Source organism: Paraburkholderia sp. RAU6.4a (genome assembly GCF_050435625.1).
Lineage (GTDB): Bacteria > Pseudomonadota > Gammaproteobacteria > Burkholderiales > Burkholderiaceae > Paraburkholderia > Paraburkholderia tuberum.
This window is the reverse complement of the sequence record NZ_JBNDKQ010000003.1, coordinates 2772071-2796793: the sequence shown is the minus strand read 5'-3', so window position 1 is coordinate 2796793 and position 24723 is coordinate 2772071. Positions and strand designations below refer to the sequence as shown.

The following is a 24723-nucleotide window of genomic DNA, read 5'->3' as shown; positions in this document are numbered from 1 at the left end:
TGAAGGTCCGTGGTGCTATCCTCGGCTTCACCGTTTCGGTCAACGTTCGTTCCTCTTTCGCCGTTCTTTTCACCGACCCGCCGCGCGCATGAATTCCGCTGAAACGCTTGCCCCTCCCTCACTCGACACAGCCGCGAAGCAGCGCATCCGCTTCGGCATCATCCTGCTGCCGAACTTCACGCTGACCGCATTCGCGGGTTTCGTCGACCTGCTGCGCCTGTCCGCCGACGAAGGCGACTTCAGCAAGCCGGTGCGCTGTTCGTGGAGCGTGATCGGGGAAACCCTGGCTCCGGTGCGGGCGAGTTGCGGCATCCAGATCACGCCGTGGGAAACCTTCGAGACCGCCGGGAAGTTCGACTACGTGGTGGTGGTCGGCGGACTGCTGCACTCGGGGCCGGCCGCGAGCGAGGCGACGCTCGCGTTCATCCGCCGCGCCGCCGCCCGCGACGCGACGCTGGTCGGCATGTGCACCGGCGTGTTCTCGCTGATGCGCGCGGGCGTGCTCGACGGCCATCGGATCTGCGTGAGCTGGTTTCACTACTGGGATTTCATCGAGCGCTTTCCGTCGGTCGACGAACAGATGCTGGTCGCCGACCGGCTGTTCGTGATCGACCGGCGGCGCATCACCTGTTCCGGCGGCCGCGCGTCGATCGACGTCGCCGCCGCGATCCTGCTGCGTCATTTCGAAACCGCCACGGTGCAGAAGGCGCTGCGCATCCTGCTCGTCGACGACCTGCAGAAAGGCAACGCGCCGCAGCCTCATCCCCCCGGTCTCGCGCCGGCCTCGCATCCAAAGGTCAAGCGCGCGATCCTGCTGATGGAGCAGCACGTGGGCCGCGCGCTGCCGCTCGACGAACTGGCGGGCAAGCTCGATCTGTCGCCGCGTCAGCTCGAACGGCTGTTCAAGGCGCAGACCGGCAAGGCGCCGCAGGCCTACGCGAAGCAGGTGCGCCTGCGCACCGCCGCGTGGTTGTTGACGAGCTCAGACAAAACCGTCGCCGATATCGCGTCGAGCTGCGGCTTTTCGGACGCCTCGCACCTGGGACGGGAATTTCGCAAACAGTTCGGCGTGCCGCCGATGATGTATCGCGAACAGCGCGGCACGGCGGAGCAAGCCGACGACGGCTCGTGCTACGACGAAACGTTTCCGGGCCGCGCGCAGGCGATCTGAATCCGCGCGGCATGCGAGGCCGCGGCACCCGCTACTCCGGCATGCGCCGCTCGACGCTCGGCGCATGCCCGAACTGCGCGCGATAGGCCTTGCTGAAATGGCACGGAGAATGAAAACCGCACACCATGGTCACGCGCGCGATCGACGCATCGGTATTGCGCAGCAGATCGCGCGCGCGGCGCAGCCGCAAGCTCAGGTAGTAATGCGTCGGCGACACGTTCAGGAATAGCTTGAACATCCGTTGCAAATGACGCTGCGACAGGTTGACGAGCCGGGCGAGTTCGTCGAGCGATAGCGGCTCCTCGATGTTCGCTTCCATCAGCCGCACCACTTCGATCAGTTCGGTGCGCGACAGGCCAACCCGCGCGTCGACCGGAATGTGCTGGTAATCGGTCGAGCCGCGAATCCGCTCGACGATGAATTGCTCGGACACCTGCGCGGCCACCGAGGCCCCCAGCCGCATGCCCACCAGATGCAGCATCAGATCGAGCGGCGCGGTTCCGCCGGTGCAGGTCAGCCGGTCGCGGTCGATCACGAACAGTTCGTCGTCGAAATGCACATGCGGATAGCGCTGGTGCAACGGCGACATGTCCTCCCAATGCACGGTCGCGCGATAGCCGTCGAGCAGCCCGGCCGCGAGCAGCGCATACGGACCCGTGCAGATGCCGCCGAGCGGCACGCGGTGCGCGGCCGCCTCGCGCAGCAGCGCGATCACCGCGTCGTTCACATACTCGCGCACGTGCCAGCCCGCGCACACGAACAGCAGGTCCGGCATGCCGGCCTCGGCGAGCGTGGTGGTCGGTTTCACCGTGATGCCGTTGCTCGCGCGCGCCGGCTCGCCGTCCGGCGTGATCACCGACCACCGGTAGTGCTGCGCGCGGCCCACGTAGTTCGCCATGCGCAGCACCTCGACCGCGCTCGTGAACGCGATCATCGAGAAGTTCGGCAGCGTCAGGAAGCCGACGTGCGCGACGGCGCACAGCCGCGCATCGGCTTCGGCGGAGGCGATTGGGTCGCGCTTCATGGACGTATCGAATCAGGCCGTCAACCGTGTTGCGCCGCCGGCTCGCGGCGCACTTTCATCGCATTGCGCAAACCGGCGAACAGGGGCGCGCGTACCTTGCCCGGCGCCCGGCCGAAGCTCTCGGTGATGCGGTCCAGAATGATCGCCAGCATCACGACCGACATCCCGCTTTCGAAGCCGAGTCCGATATCGAGCCGCTGGATGCTCGCGAGCACGTCGTTACCGAGGCCGCCCGCACCGACCATCGACGCGATGATCACCATCGACAGCGCCATCATGATGGTCTGGTTCACGCCGGTCATGATCGACGGCAGCGCGTTCGGAAACTGCACCTTGTACAGCAGTTGCCACGGCGTGCAGCCGAACGCCTGTCCCGCTTCGACGATTTCGCGATTCACGTGCTTGATGCCGAGCGCGGTCAGACGCACCGCGGGCGGCATCGCGAAGATGACCGTCGACAGGATGCCCGGCACGCGGCCCAGACCGAACAGCATCGCGGCCGGAATCAGGTAGACGAACGCGGGCATCGTCTGCATCAGATCGAGCACCGGGCGCACGATCATTTCGATGGCGCGGCTCTTCGCCGTCCAGATGCCGAGCGGCACGCCGAGCACGAGACTGATTACCGTCGACGACAGCGTGAGGCCGAGCGTGATCACCATCTGATCCCAGAAGCCGGTGCCGTAGATCAGCAGCAGCGCCGCCAGCGTGAACAGCGCGAAGCGCCAGCCGACGCGCCACAAGCCGATGCCGACGAAAAACGCCATCAGCGCCCACATCGGCACGGCCTGCAAACCGTGCTCGACCGCCGCGGCGAAACTCTCGATGACCTTGCCGATCGTGTCGAAGGTCTGCGCGTCGTGATCGAGCAGGTAGTGAACGCCGTGATCGACCCACGCGCCAACTGGAATGACTTCAGACATGAGAACCTCGATGGCGCGTGAGAACGTTCAGCACGTTCGTCTTGTTGACCGAACCGCAGTAGGAGCCGTCCGCTTCGACGACCGGCAGCGGCGCGCGGCTCGCCACCACGCGCGCGACCACGTCGTCGAGCGGCGCGTTGCGGCGGATGCATTCGATCTGGTTGAGCTGCGGCGACGCGCTGCCTGTCGCATCGCGGCACACGAAGCCGCGAATCCGGCGCTCGCTATCGAGCACGAACGCGTAGTCGGCGCTGCCGTTGAGCGTCGCGGCGACGCTCGACGCGTCGATCTGCGGTGCGTGCATCAGCGGCACGTCGTCGGTCTGCATCAGATCGCCGGCCGTCAGATAGCGGCTCGTGTCGATGCCTTCGAAGAACGCTCGCACGTAGTCGTCGGCCGGATTCTTGATGATTTCCCGCGGCGTGCCGATCTGCACGACACGGCCGCCTTCCATGATCGCGATGCGCGTGCCGATGCGCATCGCCTCCTCCAGATCGTGCGACACGAACAGGATCGTGCGCTGCTGCTCGCGTTGCAGATCGAGCAGCACGTTCTGCATCTCCTTGCGCTTGAGCGGATCGAGCGCGGAGAACGCCTCGTCCATGATCATCAGCGACGGGTTGACCGCGAGCGCGCGCGCGAGCCCGACGCGCTGCTGCATGCCGCCCGACAACTCGGCCGGCAGTTTCTGCGCGAACGGTGCAAGGCCGACCTGTTCGAGCACCGTCAGCGCCCGCGCCTCGCGCTCCTTGCGGCCGACGCCCGCGACTTCGAGGCCGAACGCCGCGTTGGCCAGCACGCTGCGCTGCGGCATCAGCGCGAAGGACTGGAACACCATGCTCATGTCCTTGCGGCGCAGCGCGGTCAGCTCGGCGCGCGGCACGCTCGCGACATCGCGGCCGTCGATCAGCACCTTGCCGGCGCTGGGCTCGACGAGCCGATTGATCAGGCGAATCAGCGTCGACTTGCCCGAGCCGGACAGGCCCATCAGCACGAAGATCTCGCCCTCGCGAACCTCGAACGACGCGTTGTGGACGCCGACGATCTGACCGGTGCGGGCAAACACCTCTTCTTTCGTGGCGCCGCTGGCCAGCATCGCGAGCGCCTGTTTCGGGTTGCTGCCGAACACCTTGCACAGCCCTTCGACCACGACCTTGGGGGAATTCATCGAGTGCTCTCCTCGCTCGCGGACGTCCGTCCGCGCTGTGCCTACATAGTTGCCAGAAAAAAGTGCGGCTAACCGACTAATTCCGACAACCACATGAGGAAATGCGACACCCGGCCATGCCGTGGACGCTCGGCGCGGCAAGCAAACCCTTGTGGGAGAAAGGCTTGACGCGGGTTGGCCCGCGCGCGGAGCGTGTCGCGACATAGCAAGCGGCGCTCCCGGACGGCGGCGGGCGCGAGGCGCCTGAGAGGCGCCGGGTTCAGGAAATCGACACGCCCAGCAAGCGCCCGACGCCGAACGTGAACCCTGCCGCGATGAGCCCGATGACGATCTGGCGCAGCGCCGAAAACCCCGCGCTGCGTCCGTTGAACAACGACGTGAACACGCCGATCGACGCGAGCGCCAGCATGCTCAGCACGACACACTGCACGATTGCGCTGACGCCGCGCGTCCACAGGAAAGGCATCACCGGGAAAATCGCGCCGAGCGAGAACAAGCAGAACGACACACCCGCCGCCGACCACGGATTGCCGCCCAGTTCCGCCGGATCGAGACCGAGCTCCTCGCGCGTGAGGGTGTCGAGCGCCTTGTCCTTGTCGCGCATCATCTGCGAGGCCACGCGTTTCGCCTCGCTCGCGTCGAGCCCTTTCGCGCGGTAGATCAGCGCGAGTTCGTGCTCCTCCGCTTCGGGCTGTTCTTCGATCTCCTCGGCTTCCTTGGCGATCTGCGTGCTCGCGAGTTCGCGCGCATTGGTGACCGACAGCCATTCGCCGAGCGCCATCGAACAGGCACCGGCGATCAGCCCGGCGAGGCCGGTCAACAGGATCGCCTGGTTGCCGGTGCCCGCGCCGGCGACGCCCATGATCAGGCAGAAGTTGGACACGAGGCCATCGTTCGCGCCGAGAACCGCCGCGCGCAGATCGTTGCCCGACGCGGCGCCCTTGTGCCACGACTCGGCCGCGGCAATGCGCGCGCCGGACGACAGGTTGGCATTGCCGGTGCTCGCGAGCGTCTGCACGACGGCCGCGTGATGATGTTCGTCGGCCGACATGTGGCCCGCGTCGCGTTGGCCTTGATATTTGTTGCGGTCCGCGTATTCGGCTGCGGCGAGCGTCGGCAGCACGAAGTCCGCGCCGCACACGCGCACGAGCCCCTTCATCAGACGCGTCTTGACCGCATGGCCACGGCCCTTGGGTTCGATGCCATTGGCTCTGAGCTTGTCGGCCCACACTTGCGCGTGGCTGTGTTCGGATTGCGCGAGATCCTGATAGACCTGCTTGCGGGTCTCGTCTTTCTCGACCTGCGCGAGCGTCTCATAGAGGGCGGCGCTGTGCAGTTCGTCGGAGAGATTCGCCTTGTAGCGTTTCACTTCATGTTTCGTTGCCATGATCGCGCCTCGCAACTGCCCGGCGCCTCATCAACGATGAATGCCACGCCGGGCGTCCGCCTGTCCGTTACTGGCTGGCAGGCGCACCAACGCCGGCCTTCTTCTGGGCTGCCTGCAGCTTGTCCGGATAGTTCGGATCGTTCTGCGCCGGCTGGTAGCCCGCGTCTTCGAGTTTCTTCAACTCGGCGTTCTTTTTCGCGCGGGCCTGTTTGCGCTCTGCCTTGCGCTCGGCCTTGGTCGGCTTTGGGGTGGTCGTCGTCGCGCCTTCCTGGGCTGCGGCATCCGTCGAGCCCTGCGCGAGCGCGAGCGGAATCGTACCGGCCATCAGTGCGACGGCCGAAACCCCCAGCATGATTCGTTTAATGGCGAAGCTCTTCATCACTGATATCCCCTGAAAAAATTGGCAATAACGTACGAATTGCGGCTGCGAATCGTGAACCACACGCCGGGTCGCGCAGCCTCCACGCGAACCCGTCTACGGGAGCTTACTGCCAAATAGCGGGATGCGGGTCGGGAGCGTGGACGGCTCCCGGCGGCCTCGCTTTCAGAATTCTCCGGGTTTTGCCGAGATTGACTCATGAACAATAGTGGCGCGGATCGATTTCATCCTCTACTCGGACCGTCGCTTCGTTCACATCTTTCCGCCGATCGTGCTCTATCTATGAAACGCATCTCTACGCGTGTCGCATTGTTAGCGGGTCTCATTGCCGTGCTTTATCTCGGTCTGTTCGACCATACTCCGCAAGGAAGCGAGTGTCGCCAATCGGCACCTGCCCACGGCCTGTACACGGCAGAGCTTTGCCTGTTGCGATGGATTCCGGGCCGCAGTGGAAGCCCTGAATATGTCGGCAGGCTATTCGATGCAAAAACTGGGAAGCTGCTTGCACAGCGCACGTTCAGCACGCCTGTCCCCGATCTTTTCTGGTCAACGGGTCTGCGATACTCGCTGAATCCGTATTCGCCGCCCCGTTATCTCGGTCCGGCCGTCGAATTTTCCCGCGGAGATGGCGGTGAAGGAGATTCGAGTATTTCGTTACCTCCATCGCTCTGGGACAAACTAGCCGCCGCACGCCCGCGCTTATAGTCGGCTGCGTCGTATGCCGGTGCCTGTGTCTCACCGTGCTGGAATCAAGGCGCACGCACTTCCTTCCGCGATTCGGTTTTTTGGCATGTCCGCGCCGTCAGGAGTATCTTTTAACCGCGCCGGAAGCGCCAACACCACCACTCCTCTACAAGACAGACGCTTCCCAGAGTCCAGACCTGCTCGACAAAGCGCGGCGTTTCTAACATGCAGCGAAGCGACATCATCTTATCGAGGAGGTGAAACCGTGAAAACAGTCAATCTTTTGAAGGTGCTCGGTATTGCATTGTGCGTGGCAACCGCATCCAGCGCCTATGCCCAGGCGAGCGACGCGCAGGCGCCCGCCGCCACGGCAGCCGCGCCGGCCACGACCGCCCCGTCGACGCGTGCGGCGGATCGCAAGCTCGGCCGCGACGTGCGGCGCGCGCTCGGTAAAGCGCCCGGCTTCAATGTATCGAATGTGTTCGTGCGGGCGCGCGGCGGCGCGGTGACGTTGACCGGCTCGGTGCCTCAGGGCGACATGATCCAGCAGGCCGGCGATGTTGCGAAAGGCGTGCCGGGCGTGACCTCGGTGACCAACCGACTCACCCTGAACCTGCCATCCCGCGGGAGTGGCGGGAGCTGAGCACAAGCTGGACGAAACTCAGCGCCGCACCAACCCCACCACATATCTGCATACCTCGGTGCCCGCATTGAAGAATTCGCATTCGACCGGCGCACCGAGTTGTAAACAATCCCCCGCTTCGAGCCGGTGCGTGAGCGCGCCCTCGCGAAACGTCAGCACCCCTTGCGTGACCCAGATCTGCTGATGCTGAAACACGAACGCATCCGACGGATAAGGCACCCTCACCCCAGTCGGCAATTCGATTTCGAGCAGTTCCAGCACGCCGCCGGTCGGCGGCGAAATACGCCGCCGCGTATAGCCGGTTTCGGGGTCCTCCCACAGCGACTGGTCCGCATGACGCACGAGCCGCTCGCCGGTCTGCTCGGCGAGTGCGAGCAACGTGGACAGCGTCAGCCCGAACGCGCCCGACAGCCGCCCGAGCACCATCGCGGTCGGACTCGCCTCGCCACGCTCGATCTTGCTGATCATCGCCTTCGATACACCCGAGCGCTCGGCCAGCTCGGCGAGCGACCAGTTGCGCGCCTCGCGCTCGGTCTTCACGCGCGCGGAGATCGCCTGGGTCAGATCGATGGCGGAAGTTTCGGACATGGCGGGTTGTCGTTGCGCAAGTGGGGGGCACCTTATCCTCAAAGACCTTTCGACAACCGGCCTTGGTCAAGGCCTCTTGTTGCAACGCAAGGTTCTGATCCTGCGTCGAGACACGGGGGTAGCCGATCATCGTGGCGTGACAGTGCCCATTGACGAGTTCGTTGCCGCCGGCGGTCGAGATAGTTGCCTTCAGTTCCGTTAACTCCATCCGCTCGGTCATTGCTTTATTCCGTCGTCCTTGCGGTCTTCATCTTCGGCATCCTGGCACGCGGCAGGCAGTTGTTTCAGTAGCTCTGGTAGCGCCGTTTGCATTGCAAGCATCGGTTGCGGCTTGCTGCATGTGGTCGAGGTAGTCCGGCAAGCGGTTCTCGTTCATACCGGCTGCGCCTGCGCAAGCACCTTGGCCCGGAACTTCTGCGACAGGTCGGCCGGGGTCAGCAGATCGACGTGGACGCCGAGTAGCGCTTCCAGTTCATCCTGCAACCCCCCCAGGTCGAACAGCGTCGCCCCTGGCAGCGCATCGACCAGCAGATCGAGGTCGCTGCCGTCCCGGTCGGTGCCGTGCAGCACCGAGCCGAACACGCGCGGGTTCGCTGCGCGGAAGCGACTCGTCGCTTCGCGCACTACGCTGCGCTTCATGTCGAGAACAACGGACGGTCGCATGGGCATCCTTTCTTATCGAAACTCATCGAGACGATAAGCGATTGAGTCGAGACTCGCAATGCCTTCACCTCCCGTGCCATGCCGGTTGCGTTGGCGGGCTTGCTGCCCCGGCACGGCCGACGCCAGGCTGATTACCTTTGACGCAGCAGCGCCAGGATCAGCGCAGACCAGTTCAGGCCGCTACGACCACCGCAACCGGCACAGCCAGCCAACCATGTCTTGCATAGTGATTTTTCGTCCACTATATTAAACGCAACGCCATCGCCCGAACCCGCTCGTCAGCAGGAACACACCATGCCGAAGGAAATCGTTCTCAACGCGTTCGACATGAACTGCGTAGGCCACATCCAGCAAGGGCTGTGGACCCATCCGCGCGATCAGTCCACGCGCTACACGGATCTGCAGTATTGGACCGACTACGCGCGCAAGCTCGAAGCGGGCCTGTTCGACGGCATCTTTTTCGCGGACGTGGTCGGCGTGTACGACGTCTACGGCGGCAGCCCGGACGCGGCAATCGGCGGCGCCGTGCAGGTGCCGGTCAACGATCCGACGCTGCTGATTCCGGCGATGGCCGCGCTCACGCGGCATCTGTCGTTCGGCGTCACGTCGAATCTGTCGGTCGAGCAGCCGTTTCTGTTCGCGCGCCGCATGTCGACGCTCGATCATCTGACGCGCGGCCGGGTCGGCTGGAACATCGTGACCGGCTATCTGGACAGCGCATCGCGCGCGATCGGCCTCAGCGGCCAGATGGCGCACGACGACCGCTACGATCTCGCCGACGAGTACATGGAGCTCGTGTACAAGCTGTGGGAATGCAGCTGGGAAGACGGCGCGGTGCTGCGCGACAAGGCGCGCGGCGTCTATGCGGACGCGTCGAAAGTCCACGTGATCCATCACCACGGCAAGCAGTACCGCGTCGATGCGATGCATCTCGCGGAGCCGTCGCCGCAGCGCACGCCGGTGCTGTATCAGGCCGGTTCGTCCGCGCGCGGCAAACAGTTCGCGGCGGCACACGCGGAGTGCGTGTTCGTCAACGGTCAGGCGAAGCCGGCGGTCAAGACGATCGTCGACGACATCCGCGCGCACGCGGTCGCCGGCGGCCGCCGCGCCGACGACATCAAGGTACTGCTCGGCCAGACCGTGATCACGGGCCGCACCGATCAGGAAGCGCGGGAGAAATTCGAGGAGTACCGCCGCTATGTGAGCTCGGAGGCGGCGCTGGTGCATGCGGCCGCGTCGCTTGGCATCGACTTCGCGCGCTACGACCTCGACGAGCCGATCGAAACGGGCAAGAGCCAGGCGATCGTGTCGAACGTCGAAGCGATGACGCGCGCGGTCGGTCCGCAATGGACGAAGCGCAAGCTGCTCGAACAGATGGTGCTCGGCAGCCGCCAGCAGCCGCTCGTCGGTTCGGCCGACAAGATCGCCGACGAGCTGATCGCGTGGACCGAGCAAACCGGCGTCGATGGCTTCAATCTGTCGCGCACCGTCGTGCCCGAGTGCTTCGACGATTTCATCGAACTGGTCGTGCCGCTGCTGCAGGAGCGTGGTGCGTACAAGCGCGCGTATCGTGACGGCACGCTGCGCGAAAAGCTGTTCGGCCACGCGCGGCTGCCTGACAGCCACACGGCGGCGCGCTTCCGTTCGCCGGCTTGCGCGGCGGCGCCGGACGACGAGGCTCGCGGCTAACTCGACCACCGTTGTTTTGGCGAACCCGACTTCCAGCAGAGGTCCCCATGCTTGACAAGAGCACGTTCCGCGACGCGATGGCCGGGCTTGGCGCGGCCGTCAACATCATTACCAGCGACGGCAAAGCCGGCCTTGCGGGCTGCACCGCGTCCGCGGTCTGCGGCGTCACCGACGAGCCGCCCACCCTGCTCGTTTGCATCAACCGCAGCAGCCGCAACAACGCGGCGTTTCGCAGCAACGGCAAGCTCTGCGTGAACGTACTGAGCGCCGAGCAGCAGGCGCTTGCCGCGCACTTCGCCACGAGCGCGCTCGCGATCGAAGAGCGCTTCGCCGCCGCGCAATGGGACGACCTCGCAACCGGCGCGCCGGTGTTGCAGGACGCGCTCGCGTCGCTCGACTGCGAGATCGAGTCGGTGACCGAAGTCGGTACGCACACGGTGTTCTTCTGCGCGGTGAAAGCCGCGCGCACGCAGGGCGCGGGCGATGCGCTGATCTACTACGGCCGCCGCTATCATCGCGTCGGCGAGCGCTCGGTTCACGCGACGCCCGCCGCTTCACCTGCCCTGCCCCACCCTCGCCAACGGCCTGCCCGCGATCGTCCGGCCGAATAGCGCGGCCGCGGTGCGCTCCGGATCGAGCGCAATACTTTCGCTCGCTGCACCGACGATCAACGCGTCGAGCAAAGCAGTCAGCGTCGGCTCACGCGATTCGCCATGCCGATGCGACGCGAACCCCCGTCCGCCGCGATGGCAGGTCGCTCGCCGACGGAATCCTCGCTCGCCCATCACGCCTGCGTGCCATCGTCATTGCACGCCGTTGTGCGATCGACGCGTCACGCCCGCACCATGCCCGTCATCGGTCTGCCCGCCATGGTCCGACCAAACAGCGCTGCCGCCGTCCGTTCGGGATCGAGCCCGAGGCTTTCACTCGCGGTGCCGGCGATCAACGCATCGAGCGAGGCGGTCGGCTTCAGGTCGCGCGACTGATACAGCTGATGCGGCGCGAGGCCCGGCCAATCGGCAATCACGCGTCCGCCCTGCACCGACCCGCCCACCACCATCGCGACCGAGCCGGTGCCGTGATCGGTGCCGCCCGTGCCGTTCGCGGCGGCGGTCCTGCCGAACTCCGTCGCGACCAGCACCGTGGTCTTGCTCCACGATGAACCCATGCCGTCGCGCAACGCCGCGAGCATCGTGTCGAGTGCCTTCAGTTGGTTCGCGAGCCGCGCGTTCTGCGCGCTGTGCGTGTCCCACCCGCCGGTCTCGATCATCGCGATGCGCGGACCGTCGTCGCGCGCCAGAAAACTGGCCGCGAGCTTGCCGAGGCTCGCCGGGTCCTGGCGCGCGCCAGCGTCGCCCGCAAGGCCGCGCGCCGCCATCGCCGATTCCCACAGCGCACGCAGCTGCGCGTCTTGCTCGTACAGTTGCGACACGCGCGCGAGCAGATCATCGGGCGCCTTGCGGCAAGGCCGACGGTGCATATGACGTCACCGCCGCGGGCCCGCGCAGCGCCATCGGCACGGTCGGCGCGAACGCGATCGCGTTTTCGCGGGTGGCGGGCAGTTGCGCGGCGAGCCGGTTGAGCCAGCCGTCCTTCGTCTGATACGGGGACGTGCCGCCGGTTTCCAGCACGTTCTGTCCGTCGAAATGCGAGCGGTCGCGATACGGCGAGGCGACCGCGTGCACGAACAACGCCTCGCGCTGCGCGTACAGCTTCGCCATCTGCGCGAGCGCCGGATGCAGCGCGAACGTGCCGTCCAGATGCGGCGCGTTCGACGCATCGATCGCGAGCGGCCCGCGCAGCGTCGCATACGCGGGGTCCGCGTACGGCACGACGATGTTCAGCCCGTCGGCCGCGCCACGCTGGATCACGAACACGAAGCGGCGGTCGGTCGCGACATGCGCGAACGCAATCCGCGGCGACACGAGCATTGCGCCGGCACCGGCGGCGGCGACGCTCAGAAACTGACGGCGTGACAGCATGGCGTTCATCTCCGTTGAAAATCGGGCGATACGAGCAGCAGCGCGATCGCCGTCGATGCGCTTTCCGCGCGCGCCACCGCCGTGGCCGTCGGCTCGCTGAGCGAGCCAGCCAGCAAGGTCTTGCCGAGCGAGCGCGCATCGAGCCGGTCACCCACGCGCGCGGCGAAACGTTGCGCGACTTCGACGCGGCGCACGAGCGCATCGGGCGCGGCCCAGCTCGCGGCGATATCGTCGTAGCCGGCGGGTGAACCGGGCCGCCACACCGGCTGGCCAAGCTGCGTGAGGATCGGCGCGCTCTGCAGCTTGCCGGGCTCGTGCCAGCCGAGTCCGCGCATCGACGAGATGGTCCACTCCCACGGCGTCTTGAACTTCACCGCGGCCGGCGACCACGCTTGCGGCGTATCGATCAACGCGCGATAGACGGTCGGCAGATCGCCGTCGCTGCGCGCGAACGCATCGGCCAGACGTTCGCCGACGCCAGGTGGCGGATTGTCGGCGACGAAATGGCGCGCGAGCTTCGTGCCGATATGCTGCGCGGTGGCCGGTGCGTGCGCGAGGTCGTGCAGGATCGCGAGCGCCTGCTGTTCGCCGGCTTCGTCGTAGCGGCGTCCCATGATCGTGCGCGAGCCGGGCTCGTGCAGCGCGGGACGAAACACGAAGCTGCCGGGTTCGCCGTTCTGTTCCAGCGCGCGCCGGTTCGCATTGGCGCCGCCGTTCCCCGGATTGCCGACGAGACTCCAGCCGGTCAGCGCACGCGCGAACTCGGTCACGTCGTCCTGGCTATAGCCGCTGCGCACGCCGAGCGTATGCAGCTCCATGATCTCGCGCGCGAGGTTCTCGTTGAGTCCGCGTTTGTTGTCCGGATTGCGCTGCGCGGCGCGCAGCGCGGCCATGCTGTCGGGACCGACCGAGCGGGTCTGGTCGAGGAACAGCTGCATGGCCGGATGACGCTCGACGGCCACCAGCATGTCCTCGAAACGGCCGAGCACGTGCGGGCGAATCGCCTCCGCTTCGAACGACCCGGCAAGCGCCGCGACGCCGGGCTTTTCGGTCGACACCGCGAAGTGATTCGCCCAGAAATGCACGAGGCGTTCGACGAACGGCGTCTGCGTGGTCAGCGCGCTTGCGACGCGCGCATTGACCGACGAGCGGTATATGTCGAGTATCTCGACGCGCAGTGCTTTTCTTTCGGCTTGCCTGGCGGCTTGCGCGTCGGTCTGGCTGGGTGCTGCGGTGTTGCTGGCGCTGTTGTTTGCGCTGTTGTCTGCGCCGTGGTTCGCATTCTGGCTCGGGTTGGTCTCCTCGCCCGCCTTCTGTTTCGACTGCTGCTCCATCTGCATGCGCTGCTGCACGAGCTGCGTCGACAATGCGATCGAATCGGGTTGGTTCGCCCACGCGTCGGGCCGCGGCTGATACTGCTCGAACTGCGCGAGCAGCCAGCCCTTCGGATCGGCGGGCGGCGTGTCGTCGGCGCGCGCGCCGAGGCCGAAGCGGTTCAGTGCGATCGCCGCGGCATTCAGGTTCGGTGAGTTGGCCATACGATCCTCGTCGCAGGTAGGACACCTGCATGTCCGTTAAACGGCCGACACGCTGAAATCCGTCGCCATCGCGCGCATTTTTTATTCGCTCGATGCGGCATTCGCCGCCGGTTTTTTCGCGTTCGGCGCCGGCTGCGCTTCGCGCCATTGCCCGCGCAACTTCAAACTCTCGGCGAATTCGACGCGCTCCTCGGGCGTCAGCGTCGCCGCGAAATCGGCGACGCTCGCTTCGACCATCGCGCGCAGGCTGACGTCGGCCGCGCGCGTGCGCGCGAGCGCGGCATCGAGTGCGGCGCGATCGAACTTCGGCGCGGCCAGCAGACGCAGCACCTCACGACGCCCTTCGCGAGCGTCGCGCGCATACTGGCGGCCGTCGCGCCGCGCGCTCTTCAGGCCGTCGATAAACGCCTGCCGCTGCTGCGCCGACAGCGGCTCGGCGGCGAACCGCAGCGCGCGCCGGTCCTGCGCCGCCGCCGGCGGATTCGCACCGTGCGCGGCGAACCATTGATACGCGCCGCCGGCGATCGCGCCGAGCAGGAACACGTTGAGCACCACCGAGCCCAGCAGCGCAAATTTCCACGAGCGCCCGTTCATTCGCCGCTCCAATCGGCGGAGCTGCCGCCGAAGCTCGAAGTCAGATACGAGGATTCATGCACGACCGGCGCGTTCCCGGTCAGCACGAAGAACGACACCGCGAACGCCCCCGCCACGCCGCCGAGCAGCCCGACACCTGCCACCGCCGCGCCCGACCACCACAAACGCCAGCGCGCGGCTGAGCGTCGCGACGGCGCACGGTCGATGATGCGACGCTGCAGTTCGAGGTTCGGCGGCTCGAGCTCGTCGGCGGCGAGCCACGCGTCGAGGCTGGCCGCGTCGCTCAACGCCGCATCGGCTTCGTCGCGATGCGCGCGCGCCCACGCCTGCGCGGCTTCGCGTTCGCGCTCCGGCCAGCGGCGCGCGTCGGCGCCGTACGCTGCAACGATCTGATGGAATCTTTCGGGCGTCATGACTTGTCCTTGCTAAGGCCGCTGCCGGCCAGTTGAGCGCGCAAATTGCGCCGCGCGCGGCTCAGCAGACTCTCCAGCGCATCGACGCTGACGCCCATCAAGGCGGCAGCGTCGAGGTTCGACATCTCCTGGTAGTAGGTCAGCACGAGTGCCTCGCGCTGTCGCGCAGGCAGCGCGGCGAGCGCCGCGCGCACGCGCGCGTGGTCGGCACGTGCTTCGAGCCGCGCGTCGGGCGGCGCGGCGGGATCGGCCGAATCGGGCAGTTCGTCGCTCGGGTCTTCGCGCTGGCCGCGCAGACGGTCATAGCAGAGATTGAGCGCGACCCGATGCATCCACGTGTCGAACTTCGCTTCGCCTTCGCGCCAGCGCGCCGCCTGTTTCCAGATTCGCACGAAGACCTCCTGCGCGATGTCCTCCGCTTCCATGCGATCGCCGAGCATGCGCGTGGCGAGCGCAAGTAGCCGCGGCAGCTTGCGCGCGACCAGCGAGCGGACCGCGCCGGGCTCCGCGCGGCCCACCCGCGCGATCAGCTCGGCGTCCGGATCGGCGTCCGGATCGGGTGGTGCGTCGCTCAAGGCGTGCGGCTCGGTCGCGACATCACGCGCGCGCTTTCGCGTGAGGACCGCATCACGGGATCAACGTCGTTCACTTGCCGCCGCTCCTTCAGCTGTCGTGTCGTTATGTTGTCGTGCCGCTACGCCGCTATCCGGCCAGGTATCACGTACGCGGTCAATATACGACGACCGCCGGCCGGTAATAGGCCGGGCGTGCCGGATAGACCACACAGCCGGCGAGCGAGGCCGCCAGCAGAATCATCACGAGGGTTTTCATCGCAAGCCTCGTTCAAGCCCAATGTCCTTCGATCCAGCGCCAGTGCGGCCCACGTTGCGCCCAATGCCCGGGCACCCAGTGATAGCCGACGCGCACCGGCTGCCAGTGGCCCGGCACCCACGCATAGCGGCCGTGCTCCCAGCGCCAGCGGCCCTGATCCCACACATAGCCGTCCCGTGGCGCGGGCACGACTTCGACGCGCGGCGGCGGCGGTGCCATCGGCGCGATCATCACTTGTGCGGAGGCGGGCGCGGCCGTCAGCGTGGCCGCGCAGCACAGCGCGGCGCTCAGCGTGGAACCGAGCAGACGAGCGATGCGGTTGGTATTCATGTCGATTTCTCCCTTCAAGGCTGGAACAAGTCGGCGCCCAGGACGGCCCCGTTTCTACTTGAACGCGGCAGCGGAAGAAATCCGTCGCGCTATTGGCAAAAAAGCACGAATACAGTCGGGCTCACGAAAGGCAATAGTCGGCGTATTGCCCGAAAACTTTCATTTTTTGATGGTCCAATGCCCGGGCTGCAATCAATGGCGTCGGCCGTTACGCTTCTAACAACAATTTCCAGCACCGTTCATACCTATCGATGGAAGGGCTGGACCGCGAATGTGGAGCCACCAAAAAATGTTTCGTAAAGCCCTTTTGCCCATTCCGTTTGCCGCCGCACTGTTCGTGCTGAGCGCATGCGGAAACAGCAGCGTCAGCTCTCCTTCGACTGCATCCGCGCCGGCCTCCACACCGGCTGCTACCGTATCCGCCCAGGACGCGTTGGCCACGGCAACGCCGATCAAGCACCTCGTCGTGATCTTCGGTGAGAATCGTTCTTTCGATCACTACTTCGGCACCTATCCGAACGCGCAGAACCCGGTCGGTGAACCGGCGTTCACGGCGGCGAACACGCCGGCCCAGATCAACAATCTGAATCAGAATTCGCTTCTGACGAGCAACCCGAACTTCCTGAACACGGCGAACAACGCGGCCTCCGCAGGCAGCGGTATCAATCCGTTCCGCCTCGACCGCAGCCAGGCCAATACCAACGGCCAGTCGCACGACTACATGAAGGAACAGCTCGCTTACGACAATGGCGCGGCGGACCTGTTCCCCAAAGTACACGGGTAACAACAGCGCCGGCAGCGGTTCGACGTTCGGCACGCCGGGTCTCGTGATGGGCTATTTCGACGGCAACACGGTCACCGCGCTGTGGAATTACGCGCAGAACTTCGCGATGAGCGACAACATGTACACCGACACGTACGGTCCGTCGACACCGGGCGCGCTCGAGGTGGTTTCCGGCCAGACCAACGGCGCTATTCCTGCGAACGGTGCCGCTCAAGGCGACAACGTGATTGCCGACGGCGCGGGCAGCTTCACGATGAACGGCGATTCCGACCCGACCGGGGACGTGTGCAACACCTCGACGTCGAGCGGCCAGGCCACGCTGAGCTCGAATAACAAAAACATTGGTGACCTCCTCAACGCGAAAGGCATTACGTGGGGCGGCTTCATGGGCGGCTTCGACCTGAGCGCCACCAACTCGAACGGCACCACGGCGTGCAAGCGCAGTACCTACTCGTCGGTCCTCGGCGCAACGAAGACGGACTACGTACCTCACCACAACTGGTTCCAGTACTACGCTACGACGGCCAACCTGGCGCACACGCGCCCGACGTCGACCGCGCTGATTGGACAGACCGACCCGCTCGATTCGACGGCGACGCCGGTGCACCATCAATACGACGTCAACGACTTCTTCACGGCCGTCTCGGCGGGCAACTTCCCGTCGGTCAGCTACCTGAAGGCACCGGCCGTCGGCGATGCGCACCCGGGCAACTCGGATCCGATCGACGAGCAGGCGTTCGTCACGAAGGTCGTCAACTTCCTGCAACAACAGCCGGACTGGAAGAACACCGCCGTCATCATCACGTACGACGATTCGGATGGCTGGTACGACCACGCTTATGCGACGCCGACGACTTCGTCGTTTGACGCCACCGCCGACCAGCTGAACGGCGCCGGCACCTGCAACGCAACGGGCGCGAAGCAAGGCGTCGGCGTGACAGGCGCGGCTGTCAACGGCCGTTGCGGCCCGGGAACGCGTATTCCGCTTCTGGTGATCTCGCCGTACGCACGTAGCAACTACGTCGACCACACGGCGATCACTCAGGCTTCGGTTGTCAGGTTCATCGAAGACAACTGGCTCGGCGGCACCCGCATCGGCAACGGATCGCACGATGCGGCGACGGGGAGCATCGCGTCGCTGTTCGACTTCACCAACGGTGGCAAAACGCCGGCGTTGTACCTCGACACGAACCTTGGCACCAAGCTGTCGGCTCCTCCTGCAACGAACTAAGGAGCCACCCGTTTATCCGTCCGTTCTGCCGCACAGGGAAGTACGCGGTGTGACGTTCAGGGAACGGAGCTGTTGATGCCCGTCAATCAGTGATGACGTCGAGCCAGCCGGTACGGTGGCTCGACGTGCTTGTTTGCAGTTCAGCTTGCCTACCGCTATCGCCATGAATCGTCGTTCGAACGCCACCTTGTCTTCGCAACTACCCACCGCAAGCGCCCCGTCCCCTCGCGCTGCGAGCAGCATGTGGCGTCGCCTGATCCTCCGGATAATTCTGGGCATCGTGCTGCTGGGCGCCGCTCTGGTTGGCTACGCGCTGATCTATCCCGAGCGTATGCCCGCGGCGATCGGCGATACGGTCGAGAATCTGACGGGCCTCAACGCCCATCCGGTCAAGCTCCTGCGTCCCCCCGTCGCGCCCCTTAGCGCGGTCGCGGTACTCGGCAGGGACCTGTTCAATGATCCGTCGCTTTCGGCGTCGGGCAAACAGTCGTGCGCGTCGTGCCATAGCGCCGCGCACGCTTTCTCGCCTCCCAACGACCTGACGGTACAACCGGGCGGCCTTCACATGACGGAAGCGGGCTATCGGCCTGTGCCATCGCTCGCGTACCTGTATCGCCAGGCGCCGTTCAGCATCGGTCCCGATCAGGGCGATACCGACGCCGCACCGGTCAGCCTCGATACGCAGGCCTCGGCCGCGCTAGGCGTGCAGCGCGCCCAGAAAACCGCGGGCGTTGCGCCTGCCGCGCCGGCTATGGTGCCGCAAGGGGGACTCTTCTGGGACGGCCGGGCAAGCACGCTGCAGGACCAGGCGCTTGGGCCGCTGACCAACCCGGTCGAGATGGCGAACCCCAATCTGGCTTCGGTTGCCGACAAGCTAAGGCACTCGAAGCACATCGATACACTCAGACAACTTTTCGGTCCGCACGTCGTCAACGATCCCGATCTGCTCGTGTCGGAAGCCATGTTCGCGATCGGTCGGTATGAATTCGAAGACCCGGCGTTCCATCCATTCTCGAGCAAATACGACGCCTGGCTCGAAGGACGTGCACGCCTCACGCAAGCCGAACTACGTGGCTTGCGTCTGTTCAACGACAAGGACAAGGCCAATTGCGCGGGTTGCCACCTGAGCCAGCCGACGTCGGACGGCCTTCCACCTCTCTTTACCGACACGCAGTATGAAGCGCTCGGCGTGCCGCGCAATCGCGAACTTGCGCCGAACAGGAATCCGAAGTTCTACGACATGGGCGTTTGTGGGCCCTTCCGGACCGACATGGCCAGGGAGACGCAGTATTGCGGCATGTTCCTGACGCCGACGCTGCGCAATGCCGCCGAACGCAAGACGTTCTTCCACAATGGCGTGTATCACGACCTCAAGCAGGTGCTGGACTTCTACAACCTGCGCAATACGTCGCCGGACAGAATCTATCCGCGCGATGCGTCGGGCAAGGTGCAGAAGTACGACGATCTGCCGCCGCAATACCATGCGAACGTGGATGTGGCCGATGCGCCGTTCGACCGCAAGTTCGGCGACCAGCCCGCGATGACCGATCAAGACATCCAGGACATCATCGCGTTCATGAAGACGCTGAGCGACGGGTACAAGGACTGAGCAGCCGCGCTGGACGCCGCCGCTGCAGCTTCCAGGCTGCGGCACGCGGCCCGGTGCGGTATCCTTGCCGGTCCGCGACCTTATCCCTACCCTCCCCGATGGCCGATTTTCCTTTCGACGCCGTGCTCTTCGACTGCGACGGCGTGCTCGTCGATTCCGAACCCATCACGAACCGCGTGCTCACCGAGATGCTCGGCGAGCTCGGCTGGCATTTGAGCGTCGAAGAGACGATGCGCATTTTCGTCGGCAAGATGGTCAGGGACGAAGCCGCGTTGATCGAGGCGCGCACCGGCTTCGCGATCACGGCCGGGTGGCTGGCGCAGTTCCGCGCGCGTCGCAACGTGGCGCTCGACAATGAGTTGCGCGCGATCGACGGCGCGCCTTTCGCGGTTCGCGCGCTGCAGCAGAGGTTGAATGGACGCATCGCGGTGGCGTCGGGCGCGGATCGCATCAAGATCGAATTGCAGCTCGTGAAGGCCGGCATCCTCGACTGCTTCGACGGACGCATCTTCAGCGGCCACGAAACGCCGCGCAGCAAGCCGTTTCCCGACGTCTACCTCGCCGCGGCCGCGGCACTCGGCGTCGAGCCGACACGCTGTGCGGTCATCGAGGATACGGTGACGGGCGCGACCGCGGGCGTCGCGGCCGGGCGCGACGGTATTCGGCTATTGCCCGACGCACCTCGGCCATAGCAGCGCGACCGCGTTGCATGGCGCGGGCGCGGTGCACGTGTTCAGGGAGATGGCCGAGCTACCGGCGTTGCTCGCGGGATGGGGCACGCGCTGATCGACCGACGTGTTGGCGGTTGAACGACACCGGCTTGCCGCAAGTTGGCCAACGCCGATCAGTTTTCGACTGCGCAGATCCGGTCGATCAGCGCTCGACCCAGCACAGACGTTGAATCCCGCCGCATGGCATGGTGCGTGCAACTGGAACGACCGGGCGCAAAGCATTTGCGCGCTCGATACCCATCCAACGTTGCCGGAGATTCATCATGTCGAACTTGACCCTTGCCGACCTGTCGCGCTGCGACGACCTCGACCACGCAGCTGCACAGTCCGTGCGCGGCGGCCACTCGTGTTTCCCGCACGAATACCCGCCTTCGTGTTACGGCGAAAAACCGCCGGTTCGCGGCCCGTCGTACTACAAACCCGCCCTCCTACAACCCCTGCCAGCCCGTGCATTACGGCTGCGGGCCGGTCTACACCCCGGTCTGCCATCCGGAGCCGGTCAAGATCGTGCCGCTGTAAGCACGAGGCCCAGCGCCGCTGCGTACGACGGCGCAATCACGCATGGGTTGCGGCCCGGGTTGGTACGATCGGGCCGCATCGCGCGCTTCGTGCTCTTATTTGAAGTCCCCTTCGCGTGCGGTAAGTCGGGTTCCGGATGCGCTCACGCAAATGAAAAAAGCCACCGGTCCTTCAACCAGTGGCCTTTGAAACACGTCGCCGAGGCTAAACGTCGACGGCGTTAAACCTTCGCCACACGCCCGTACGTATCCTCGAACCGCACGATGTCATCCTCGCCGAGATACGCGCCCGACTGCACCTCGATCAACTCGAGCGGAATCTTGCCGGGGTTCAGCAGCCGGTGCGTGACGCCGAGCGGAATGTAGGTCGACTGATTTTCGGTCAGCATGATTTCCTTGTCGCCGTTCGTCACGAGCGCGGTGCCCTTCACGACGATCCAGTGCTCCGCGCGATGATGATGCATCTGCAGACTCAGCTGCGCGCCCGGATTGACGACGATGCGTTTGACCTGGAAGCGCTCGCCGCTATCGATGCCTTCATACGACCCCCACGGCCGCACCACGCGACGATGCGTGACCGACTCGTGACGCCCCATCGCATTGAGCTGCGCGACGATCTTCTTCACGTCCTGCGCCTGATCCCGATGCGCGACCAGCACCGCGTCCGCGGTCTCGACGATCACGACGTTCTCGAGCCCGATCGCCGCCACGAGCCGATGCTCGGCGCGAATGTACGAGTTGCTGACCGCCTCGGTCAGCACGTCGCCGATCAGCGCGTTGTTCTGCGCATCTCGCTCGGCGATGTCCGCGAGCGCGGTCCACGAACCGATGTCGTTCCAGCCGAGATCGGCGACCGCGACGACGGCCGCGCGCTGGGTCTTCTCCATCACCGCGTGGTCGACGGAAAGGTTCGGGCAGGCGGCGAACGCCTCGGCATCGAGTCGCACGAAATCGTAGTCCTGCTGCGCGTTCTGCAGCGACAGTTCGGCCTGACGCGCGATCTCCGGCTCGTAGCGGCGCAGTTCGTCCATATACGTCGACGCCTTCAGCATGAACATGCCGCTATTCCAGTAGTAACGGCCTTCGTCGATGAAGCGCTGAGCGGTCGCGGCATCGGGCTTCTCGACGAACGAGTCGACCGCGAACGTCTGCGTGCCGTCGATCAGCGCCGCGCCCGCGCGGATGTAACCGTAGCCGGTATGCGGCTCGGTCGGCGCGATGCCGAACGTGACCAGATGCCCGTCTTTCGCGATCTGTGCTGCCGCTTCGACCGCCTTCACGAACGCGGCCTCGCCGGCGATCACGTGATCGGACGGCAGCACCAGCAGCAACGCGTCGGGCGCGTCGCGCAACGCGAGCAATGCCGCCACGGCGATGGCCGGCGCCGTGTTACGGCTCGCCGTTTCCAGCACGATGCGCGACGAACCCACGTCGACCTGGCGCAGTTGCTCGGCGACAAGAAAACGCTGCTCGTTGTTCGTGACGACGATCGGCGCGGTCACATCATCGATGCCGCGCAGGCGCAACGCGGTTTGCTGGACCAGCGTGTGTTCGCCGGTCAGTGCCAGATACTGCTTCGGGTAGCCGCCACGCGACATCGGCCACAGTCGTGTGCCGCTGCCGCCGCAAAGAATTACGGGATGGATGTGCATATGTCAGGTCCTCGTTTGTGTCTTATCAATCGACTGCATCGTGCATCTGCGTCTTGCTTGCGTCGTCCGTTGCTGGCCGTCTTTTTTTCCGCGCCACTTATTGCTTGCCAAGCCACTCCATTCGCACCGACTTGAGCTCGCGCGGCAAGCGCGCCGAAAGCGGCGCGCGGCGCGGCAATTCGACGAAGCCGAGACGCCGGTACAGCGCGTATGCGCGCTTGTTGCTCACCAACACGTCGAGCACGAGCTGTCGCCGATCGTGTTCGCCATGCGCCGCGCGAGTCTGCGAATTCATCAACTCCCGCGCGCGCATCGCATCCGCAAACAGCGCGCTGAAAACGCCCGTGCCGCGCAGGCGCTGATGCGTCGCGCAGTGGGCGATCAGCGTCTGCGACGACTTCGGTGCCGGCAACTCGCTTTCGAGCACAAGGCCGCGCAACAGCATGCGAACCGTGCGGCGCAGGCCGAAGAACAGCAGCAGCATCAGCGCGACATGCGGATCGTCGAACCATGTGTTGCGTCCGTCATGGAGCGCTAGCACCGCGACCGGCTGGTCGCCTTCAGTCACGGCCACACGGTGGCGTCGATACGAAAAGCGCCCGAGCTTCGATGCAAACGCAAACGCGAGAAACTCGGTGCACGCATCGGCTGGCTCGCCGAGAAAGAAACCGAATTCGCGCATGCCCGATGCGAACACGAGCGGCGCGCACGCTTCGGCATCGTCTGCGCGCGCGGCACGACAGCGCAGCGCGGGCGGTTCGGGTTCGCGATCGGGCGAATCCGCGCGCGCAGGATCTACGGCATACATGACAGGCTGCCCTGTGTTTGATTGTTGCGGTGTGGTTAGCGAGCGATGCGCCTGAGCGCGACGATCGTGCGGCTGATCTGTTCGGGTTCATGCGTCGAGCAGATGAAAAAGCGCAGGCGCGCCGCCTTTTCCTCGACGGCCGGATAGAAGATCGGCTGCACGTTGATGCCTTCGGCGAACATCGCGTTCGCCCATTGCGCGGCCTTCAGCGTGCTGCCGGAAATGATCGGCACGACTGCATACCCCGCGCTCTTGCCGGTATCGAGACCGGCGGCACGCGCCTCGTCGATGAACTGCCGCCCGCGTGCGCGCAAGCGCGCGACCCGCTCGGGTTCGGCGATCAGACGCTCGAGCGCCGCGAGCGACGCCGCCGCCAACGCAGGCGCGAGCCCCACGCTATACAGGAAGCCCGGCGCGAGGTGCCGCAGGATATCGATCAACGCCTGCGTGCCGGCGATAAACCCGCCGCAACCGGCCAGCGTTTTGCTCAGCGTACCCATCCAGATATCGACGTCGCCGCTCGCCACGCCGCAATGCTCGCGCACGCCCTTGCCGCGCTCGCCGAGCACGCCGAGCGAATGCGCTTCGTCGACCATCAGGAACGCCGCATGACGGCGCTTGATGTCGACGAATTGCGCGAGATCGGGAACGTCGCCGTCCATGCTGTACAGGCCTTCGATCGCGATCAGCACGCGCCGGTAGTCGTGCCGCACGCGCGCGAGCAATGCGTCGAGCGCCTGCCAGTCGTTGTGCGCAAAGCTCAGCCGTTTGGCGCCGCTCAATTGCGCGCCCTGCACGATGCTGTTATGCGCGAGCGAGTCGTGCACGATCAGGTCGCCAGGACCGAACAGCGAGCCGATCACGGTCACATTGGTCGCGTGGCCGCTGACGAACACGACGCAATCGTCGACCTCGTAGAACGACGCGAGCGCCGTTTCGAGTTCGCGCTGCACGGGCCGCTCGCCCGCCACCATGCGGCTCGCGGACGCCGACGTGCCATAGCGGTCGATCGCCTGTTTCGACCGCGCACATACGTGCGGATCGCCGGCGAGGCCGAGATAGTTGTAGTTCGCGTAGTTAAGATACTCGGCGCCGCCGATGCGCGTCGTCGCGCCGGCCACGCCCTCATGCACGCGAAAGAACGGCGATTGAACCTGCAGCTTGTCGCCCATCTGCCGCAGGATCTCGACCTGCTGATAACCCGGCATGCTTTCGAAGCTGCACAGCTCGGCGCGCGCGGCGTCCTGCGCCGCGCGAGTGCCGCTCGCCGCGAGCGGCGCGCCCGGCTCGCGCGCCTCGTCGGACACGCGCTCCAGTTGCCTCATCAACGCCTTCGCGGCGAGTTGCTGGCGAAGGTGATCACCCAGTCCCATAGTGTTTCGC

General features: G+C 65.6%; 20 protein-coding genes and 5 pseudogenes. 8 read left to right on the top strand and 17 right to left on the bottom strand.

Annotated features, from left to right (window positions below):
• The first annotated feature begins 88 nt into the window (after positions 1–88).
• Entirely contained in the window at positions 89–1171 is a 1083-nt protein-coding gene (locus OKW40_RS37415; RefSeq protein WP_429403151.1) for a GlxA family transcriptional regulator, read from the top strand.
• Positions 1172–1202: 31 nt separating this feature from the next.
• Here the strand turns inward: OKW40_RS37415 and OKW40_RS37410 are convergent, their stop codons facing one another.
• The 5 genes from OKW40_RS37410 to OKW40_RS37390 all read right to left on the bottom strand — a co-directional run bounded on the left by OKW40_RS37410 (position 1203) and on the right by OKW40_RS37390 (position 6052).
• Positions 1203–2195 (bottom strand): GlxA family transcriptional regulator, encoded by a 993-nt coding sequence (locus tag OKW40_RS37410; RefSeq protein WP_429493868.1) that lies wholly within the window; start codon positions 2193–2195, stop codon positions 1203–1205.
• 20 nt (positions 2196–2215) lie between these two features.
• The gene (choW, locus tag OKW40_RS37405; RefSeq protein ID WP_090810035.1) at positions 2216–3118 is read right to left on the bottom strand and encodes a choline ABC transporter permease subunit; all 903 of its coding nucleotides are present in this window, start codon (positions 3116–3118) and stop codon (positions 2216–2218) included.
• Entirely contained in the window at positions 3111–4286 is a 1176-nt protein-coding gene (locus OKW40_RS37400; protein WP_429493867.1) for a quaternary amine ABC transporter ATP-binding protein, read from the bottom strand. The genes choW and OKW40_RS37400 overlap by 8 nt, the downstream gene beginning before the upstream one ends.
• 259 nt (positions 4287–4545) lie before the next feature.
• The gene (locus OKW40_RS37395; protein ID WP_429493866.1) at positions 4546–5673 is read right to left on the bottom strand and encodes a VIT1/CCC1 transporter family protein; all 1128 of its coding nucleotides are present in this window, start codon (positions 5671–5673) and stop codon (positions 4546–4548) included.
• A gap of 67 nt (positions 5674–5740) precedes the next feature.
• Complete coding sequence (locus OKW40_RS37390) at positions 5741–6052, bottom strand: hypothetical protein (protein ID WP_176078901.1); 312 nt, start codon at positions 6050–6052, stop codon at positions 5741–5743.
• Positions 6053–6250: 198 nt separating this feature from the next.
• On the opposite strand from OKW40_RS37390, the gene OKW40_RS37385 reads away from it, so the two are divergent.
• Both OKW40_RS37385 and OKW40_RS37380 read left to right on the top strand, forming a co-directional pair.
• On the top strand, positions 6251–6757 hold the full coding sequence (locus OKW40_RS37385) for a hypothetical protein (RefSeq protein ID WP_429493865.1): 507 nt from the start codon (positions 6251–6253) through the stop codon (positions 6755–6757).
• 244 nt (positions 6758–7001) lie between these two features.
• Entirely contained in the window at positions 7002–7379 is a 378-nt protein-coding gene (locus OKW40_RS37380; RefSeq protein ID WP_429493864.1) for a BON domain-containing protein, read from the top strand.
• A gap of 18 nt (positions 7380–7397) precedes the next feature.
• Here OKW40_RS37380 and OKW40_RS37375 read toward each other — a convergent pair whose 3' ends face one another.
• The 3 genes and pseudogenes from OKW40_RS37375 to OKW40_RS37365 all read right to left on the bottom strand — a co-directional run bounded on the left by OKW40_RS37375 (position 7398) and on the right by OKW40_RS37365 (position 8630).
• Positions 7398–7967: a helix-turn-helix domain-containing protein gene (locus OKW40_RS37375; RefSeq protein ID WP_429403156.1), complete on the bottom strand. Its 570-nt coding sequence runs from the start codon at positions 7965–7967 to the stop codon at positions 7398–7400.
• A 13-nt stretch (positions 7968–7980) separates the two neighbouring features.
• Positions 7981–8097, bottom strand: a pseudogene (locus OKW40_RS37370) (recombinase family protein); the annotation flags it as partial.
• 242 nt (positions 8098–8339) lie between these two features.
• Positions 8340–8630 carry a nucleotidyltransferase family protein gene (locus OKW40_RS37365; RefSeq protein WP_429353774.1) on the bottom strand — a complete coding sequence of 97 codons (291 nt, stop codon included), beginning with the start codon at positions 8628–8630 and terminating at the stop codon, positions 8340–8342.
• Between the two features lie 294 nt (positions 8631–8924).
• Between OKW40_RS37365 and OKW40_RS37360 the strand changes: the two genes are divergently transcribed.
• A complete protein-coding gene (locus OKW40_RS37360; protein ID WP_429493863.1) occupies positions 8925–10319 on the top strand; it encodes an LLM class flavin-dependent oxidoreductase in 1395 nt (464 codons plus the stop codon).
• A 47-nt stretch (positions 10320–10366) separates the two neighbouring features.
• A complete protein-coding gene (locus tag OKW40_RS37355) occupies positions 10367–10930 on the top strand; it encodes a flavin reductase (RefSeq protein ID WP_429493862.1) in 564 nt (187 codons plus the stop codon).
• A gap of 221 nt (positions 10931–11151) precedes the next feature.
• On the opposite strand, the pseudogene OKW40_RS37350 reads toward OKW40_RS37355, so the two are convergent.
• The 6 genes and pseudogenes from OKW40_RS37350 to OKW40_RS37325 all read right to left on the bottom strand — a co-directional run bounded on the left by OKW40_RS37350 (position 11152) and on the right by OKW40_RS37325 (position 16007).
• Positions 11152–12301: pseudogene (locus OKW40_RS37350) on the bottom strand (DUF1501 domain-containing protein).
• A gap of 5 nt (positions 12302–12306) precedes the next feature.
• Positions 12307–13839, bottom strand: a complete 1533-nt coding sequence (locus OKW40_RS37345) for a DUF1800 domain-containing protein (RefSeq protein WP_429493861.1) — start codon at positions 13837–13839, stop codon at positions 12307–12309.
• A gap of 81 nt (positions 13840–13920) precedes the next feature.
• Complete coding sequence (locus OKW40_RS37340) at positions 13921–14433, bottom strand: periplasmic heavy metal sensor (protein ID WP_090805856.1); 513 nt, start codon at positions 14431–14433, stop codon at positions 13921–13923.
• A complete protein-coding gene (locus tag OKW40_RS37335; protein WP_429403162.1) occupies positions 14430–14846 on the bottom strand; it encodes a hypothetical protein in 417 nt (138 codons plus the stop codon). The genes OKW40_RS37340 and OKW40_RS37335 overlap by 4 nt, the downstream gene beginning before the upstream one ends.
• Positions 14843–15433 (bottom strand): annotated as a pseudogene (locus OKW40_RS37330) (RNA polymerase sigma factor); the annotation flags it as partial. The pseudogene OKW40_RS37330 and the gene OKW40_RS37335, both read right to left, overlap by 4 nt.
• Before the next feature lie 256 nt (positions 15434–15689).
• Positions 15690–16007 (bottom strand): YXWGXW repeat-containing protein, encoded by a 318-nt coding sequence (locus OKW40_RS37325; RefSeq protein WP_184060263.1) that lies wholly within the window; start codon positions 16005–16007, stop codon positions 15690–15692.
• Positions 16008–16296: 289 nt separating this feature from the next.
• Here OKW40_RS37325 and OKW40_RS37320 point away from each other — a divergent pair.
• The 3 genes and pseudogenes from OKW40_RS37320 to OKW40_RS37310 all read left to right on the top strand — a co-directional run bounded on the left by OKW40_RS37320 (position 16297) and on the right by OKW40_RS37310 (position 20417).
• Positions 16297–18022: pseudogene (locus OKW40_RS37320) on the top strand (phospholipase C).
• 163 nt (positions 18023–18185) lie between these two features.
• Positions 18186–19631: a cytochrome-c peroxidase gene (locus OKW40_RS37315; protein ID WP_429493860.1), complete on the top strand. Its 1446-nt coding sequence runs from the start codon at positions 18186–18188 to the stop codon at positions 19629–19631.
• Positions 19632–19729: 98 nt separating this feature from the next.
• Positions 19730–20417 (top strand): annotated as a pseudogene (locus tag OKW40_RS37310) (HAD family hydrolase).
• Between the two features lie 684 nt (positions 20418–21101).
• Here OKW40_RS37310 and OKW40_RS37305 read toward each other — a convergent pair.
• From OKW40_RS37305 to OKW40_RS37295, 3 genes are all read right to left on the bottom strand, one after another.
• Positions 21102–22532, bottom strand: a complete 1431-nt coding sequence (locus OKW40_RS37305; protein WP_429493859.1) for a mannose-1-phosphate guanylyltransferase/mannose-6-phosphate isomerase — start codon at positions 22530–22532, stop codon at positions 21102–21104.
• A 97-nt stretch (positions 22533–22629) separates the two neighbouring features.
• On the bottom strand, positions 22630–23340 hold the full coding sequence (locus OKW40_RS37300; protein ID WP_429493858.1) for a GNAT family N-acetyltransferase: 711 nt from the start codon (positions 23338–23340) through the stop codon (positions 22630–22632).
• Between the two features lie 35 nt (positions 23341–23375).
• Positions 23376–24713 carry an aminotransferase class I/II-fold pyridoxal phosphate-dependent enzyme gene (locus tag OKW40_RS37295; RefSeq protein ID WP_429493857.1) on the bottom strand — a complete coding sequence of 446 codons (1338 nt, stop codon included), beginning with the start codon at positions 24711–24713 and terminating at the stop codon, positions 23376–23378.
• Positions 24714–24723 lie beyond the last annotated feature (10 nt).

What these genes read in the sequence shown, in the direction of transcription:
- OKW40_RS37415 (WP_429403151.1), top strand. Translation starts at nt 89, where the DNA reads ATGAATTCCGCTGAAACGCTTGCCCCTCCCTCACTCGACACAGCCGCG.
- OKW40_RS37410 (WP_429493868.1), bottom strand. Translation starts at nt 2,195, where the DNA reads ATGAAGCGCGACCCAATCGCCTCCGCCGAAGCCGATGCGCGGCTGTGC.
- choW (WP_090810035.1), bottom strand. Translation starts at nt 3,118, where the DNA reads ATGTCTGAAGTCATTCCAGTTGGCGCGTGGGTCGATCACGGCGTTCAC.
- OKW40_RS37400 (WP_429493867.1), bottom strand. Translation starts at nt 4,286, where the DNA reads ATGAATTCCCCCAAGGTCGTGGTCGAAGGGCTGTGCAAGGTGTTCGGC.
- OKW40_RS37395 (WP_429493866.1), bottom strand. Translation starts at nt 5,673, where the DNA reads ATGGCAACGAAACATGAAGTGAAACGCTACAAGGCGAATCTCTCCGAC.
- OKW40_RS37390 (WP_176078901.1), bottom strand. Translation starts at nt 6,052, where the DNA reads ATGAAGAGCTTCGCCATTAAACGAATCATGCTGGGGGTTTCGGCCGTC.
- OKW40_RS37385 (WP_429493865.1), top strand. Translation starts at nt 6,251, where the DNA reads ATGAACAATAGTGGCGCGGATCGATTTCATCCTCTACTCGGACCGTCG.
- OKW40_RS37375 (WP_429403156.1), bottom strand. Translation starts at nt 7,967, where the DNA reads ATGTCCGAAACTTCCGCCATCGATCTGACCCAGGCGATCTCCGCGCGC.
- OKW40_RS37365 (WP_429353774.1), bottom strand. Translation starts at nt 8,630, where the DNA reads ATGCGACCGTCCGTTGTTCTCGACATGAAGCGCAGCGTAGTGCGCGAA.
- OKW40_RS37360 (WP_429493863.1), top strand. Translation starts at nt 8,925, where the DNA reads ATGCCGAAGGAAATCGTTCTCAACGCGTTCGACATGAACTGCGTAGGC.
- OKW40_RS37355 (WP_429493862.1), top strand. Translation starts at nt 10,367, where the DNA reads ATGCTTGACAAGAGCACGTTCCGCGACGCGATGGCCGGGCTTGGCGCG.
- OKW40_RS37345 (WP_429493861.1), bottom strand. Translation starts at nt 13,839, where the DNA reads ATGGCCAACTCACCGAACCTGAATGCCGCGGCGATCGCACTGAACCGC.
- OKW40_RS37340 (WP_090805856.1), bottom strand. Translation starts at nt 14,433, where the DNA reads ATGAACGGGCGCTCGTGGAAATTTGCGCTGCTGGGCTCGGTGGTGCTC.
- OKW40_RS37335 (WP_429403162.1), bottom strand. Translation starts at nt 14,846, where the DNA reads ATGACGCCCGAAAGATTCCATCAGATCGTTGCAGCGTACGGCGCCGAC.
- OKW40_RS37325 (WP_184060263.1), bottom strand. Translation starts at nt 16,007, where the DNA reads ATGAATACCAACCGCATCGCTCGTCTGCTCGGTTCCACGCTGAGCGCC.
- OKW40_RS37315 (WP_429493860.1), top strand. Translation starts at nt 18,186, where the DNA reads ATGAATCGTCGTTCGAACGCCACCTTGTCTTCGCAACTACCCACCGCA.
- OKW40_RS37305 (WP_429493859.1), bottom strand. Translation starts at nt 22,532, where the DNA reads ATGCACATCCATCCCGTAATTCTTTGCGGCGGCAGCGGCACACGACTG.
- OKW40_RS37300 (WP_429493858.1), bottom strand. Translation starts at nt 23,340, where the DNA reads ATGTATGCCGTAGATCCTGCGCGCGCGGATTCGCCCGATCGCGAACCC.
- OKW40_RS37295 (WP_429493857.1), bottom strand. Translation starts at nt 24,713, where the DNA reads ATGGGACTGGGTGATCACCTTCGCCAGCAACTCGCCGCGAAGGCGTTG.